Annotated in this window: 3 protein-coding genes; 2 read left to right on the top strand and 1 reads right to left on the bottom strand. The window is 61.9% G+C overall.

Annotated features, from left to right (window positions below):
• Positions 1-289: 289 nt before the first annotated feature.
• Complete coding sequence (locus FK498_RS18100) at positions 290-1,180, bottom strand: LysR family transcriptional regulator (RefSeq protein ID WP_141857026.1); 891 nt, start codon at positions 1,178-1,180, stop codon at positions 290-292.
• Between the two features lie 174 nt (positions 1,181-1,354).
• Between FK498_RS18100 and FK498_RS18095 the strand changes: the two genes are divergently transcribed.
• Positions 1,355-2,461 (top strand): alpha/beta hydrolase, encoded by a 1,107-nt coding sequence (locus tag FK498_RS18095; RefSeq protein ID WP_141857024.1) that lies wholly within the window; start codon positions 1,355-1,357, stop codon positions 2,459-2,461.
• Between the two features lie 71 nt (positions 2,462-2,532).
• Positions 2,533-2,943 carry a cyclophilin-like fold protein gene (locus FK498_RS18090; protein WP_141857021.1) on the top strand — a complete coding sequence of 137 codons (411 nt, stop codon included), beginning with the start codon at positions 2,533-2,535 and terminating at the stop codon, positions 2,941-2,943.
• The last annotated feature ends 274 nt before the right edge of the window (positions 2,944-3,217 follow it).

Here is a 3,217-nt window from a genome sequence, read left to right as displayed (position 1 = left end):
GCGCTCCGCTGCGCGCAACCAGGGGCTACGCTCCGCGCCCCTCCCTCGGCTCCTACACCACTCGAAGAGACATTAACGTCGATCGCCGGCACCAATGCCTTTACGGATCGCTCGGTCAGATGTTGCTTCATGCCCGTCACTGAGCGGTGAGCCTTCGCGGCAGGCAAGATGCTCTTTTCGAGGCAGCGGCGCAGAGGCGGAAAGGGGCGGAAAAGGGTGGAAAGAGGACCAGCCTACCGGGTGCACAGCCTGCAAGGTTGGCGCATCCGAGCACGACCCGAAGAATCGGCTAACCCCGGTAGCGCAGCGCGTCAACGACGAGAGCAAAAGCGGCCGAACGCTGGCGGCGGCTCGGGTACCAAAGATGATAGCCTGAGTATGGAGGGCACCAGTCCTCAAGTACGAGCTTGAGACGACCCTTGGCGAGATGCGGTTGCGCCATGCCTTCCGGCACATACGCCAGGCCCAATCCGGCCAAGGCGGCACTCAGCTCCTGGGCGGTCGTATTGTAGGTGATCTGGCCTTCGACACGCACTTTCAGGTTTCGCCCGCCTTTTTCAAACTCCCAAGCATACGATCCGCCATGGGGCAGGCGAAGCGTGATGCAGTTGTGATGGATCAGGTCCTGCGGTTTCTTCGGTTCCGGCCGTGTCTTGAAGTACGATGGAGCCCCCACGACCGCCATGCGCATGTCCGGCCCGATACGCACCGCGATCATGCCCTTTGCCACTTGCTCGCCGCTGCGCACGCCGGCGTCATAGCCTTGTGCGGCGATATCGGTCAGTCCATAGTCGATGATGATTTCAACCTTGATGTCGGGATACTTCGGCAGGAGCTTCGCAAGCTTCGGCAGGAGGATCACGTCGGCTGCATATTCGGTGGATGTGATCCGAATTGTCCCGGCTGGCTTCTCGCGAAGTTCTCTGATCGCGGCAAGCTCGGCCTCAATCTCCTCCAAGCGCGGCGCCGCGGTTTGAAGCAGGCGCTCGCCGGCCGCCGTCGGCGAGACGCTGCGCGTCGTGCGGGTGAGAAGCCGCACGCCCAGCCGCGCTTCAAGTTCGCCGATGGTCTGGCTCAGCGCCGACTGCGAGACGCCGAGCTTGGCCGCCGCCTTGGTGAAGCTTCGCTCCTGTGCCACCGCGACGAGGGCTCGGAGGTCGTCCAGAGTCCCGCGCTGCATTTATCAGCTCCGCTTATAGGTCCTTGCGGATTATAGCGGCTAGTCGCCCGCGAGGCATGCACCTAAATCCCGGCCATGCAGGTCGATGCGCGCGTGCCGCGCAGGCGAAGCGCGCGCTGGGCGTGATCCCCCGTGACGATCGGCACTGCCCCAACTGTCGATGGAGATTCCAACATGAACAAGCAGAATGGAGCTGAAAGCGCAGTCGAACGGCAGCCTGGCCTGGATGCCGGTCGCCGCAACCTCCTGAAGCTGGCCGGCACCGGTGTCGCCGCGCTCGGTGCGGCGTCGCTTTTCAATGTTTCCAAGTCAGAGGCTCAGAGCATGACAACGGAATGGGACAAGGTGTTCCCCAGGAGCAGAAACGTCGATCATCAGAAGGTCATCTTCGAGAACCGCTACGGCATCACCCTGGCGGGCGATCTGTATCTGCCGAAGGACCGTGCCACCGTGCGCCTGCCGGCGCTTGCCGTCGGCGGTCCGTTCGGCGCCGTCAAGGAACAGTCGTCGGGTCTGTATGCGCAGACCATGGCGGAGCGTGGCTTCGTCACGCTGGCTTTCGATGCGTCCTTCACCGGGGAGAGCGGCGGTGAGCCCCGCAATGTCGCCTCGCCGGACATCAATACCGAGGATTTCAGCGCCGCGGTGGATTTTCTCGGCCTGCACGCCTCCGTCGACCGCGAGCGGATCGGCATCATCGGCATTTGCGGCTGGGGCGGTTTTGCCTTGAATGCTGCCGCCGTGGACAAGCGCGTCAAGGCCGTCGCCACCAGCACCATGTACGACATGACGCGCGTCATGTCCAAGGGCTACGACGACAGCGTGACCCTCGAACAGCGCACGCAAACGCTGGAGCAACTGAGCCGACAGCGTTGGGAAGACGCCGCGAACGGAACCCCGGCTTACCAGCCGCCCTACAACGAACTGAAGGGCGGTGAGGCACAGTTGCTTGTCGACTATCACGATTATTACAGGACGCCGCGCGGCTACCATGCGCGCGCGGTCAACTCAGGCAACTCTTGGACGCAGACCACGCCGCTGTCGTTCATGAACATGCCGATCCTGACCTACATCAGGGAAATTTCGCCGCGCCCGATCCTGTTGATCCACGGCGAAAAGGCCCACTCGCGGTACTTCAGCGAAACTGCCTACGAGGCCGCGGCGGAGCCGAAGGAACTCATGATCATCCCGGGCGCCAACCACATCGATCTGTACGACCGCGTGGACGTGATCCCGTTCGACAAGTTGACCAGCTTCTTCAATCAGCACCTCGTTGCGTAAGAGCTGCGCGATGGGCCTGCCTGTACAGGCGGGCCCATCGGCAGATATCGGAGAAACGGAGAGGTCGTCAGATGCTGAAATCGTTGTTGGGTGCCGCCGTTCTCGCCCTGGGTTCATCTGGACTTGCCATGGCACAAGAGCGGATTCTGATTTCCTCTGACTGGGGCAAGGTCACTGCCGAGCTGGTCGAAAACGACGCGACCCGATCGCTCCTCCAGATGTTGCCGCTTACGATCGACATGCGTGACCACCTCCGTCAAGAAAAGACCGGCAATCTGCCTTCGCCTTTGCCCGCAGTCGAGCGCCAGCTCGATTTCTCGACCGGCACGCTGGGACTCTGGAGCTCTAATCACTTCGTGATCTATTACCGCGACGGCCGTGTCCCTCAGCCCGGGATCATCATACTCGGCCGAGTGACTGGTGACGTTTCGATTTTCGATCGGCCCGGTCCGGTCACCGTTCGCGTCGAACGCATCAATTGAGACATGCCCACCGGTGAACGGAGCGGTGAGCGCTGCCACATTGCTGGCGAGGCGACGTTTTTCAACTCCGCAATACGTCCGCCGCCGTAACGGAGTCGTCATCCGGCGAATGCGGTCCAATGCCGTTGAACGCGGCCGAATGCGGCGATGAGATTCAATCAGTTCAATGCATTACGGCCTGAGCGCCTGATTTCTCTGGAGACCTCTGCGAAACGGCTTGCCTGTGGCGTGATGTGCTGATTCGCTGTCGGTCCGAAGGTTTGGGCAGCGAGGG

Origin of the sequence: Elioraea sp. Yellowstone (assembly GCF_006704265.1) — a bacterium.
Lineage (GTDB): Bacteria > Pseudomonadota > Alphaproteobacteria > Acetobacterales > Acetobacteraceae > Elioraea.
The sequence above is the reverse complement of the archived record's forward strand: the minus strand, read 5'-3'. Positions and strand labels throughout refer to the sequence as shown.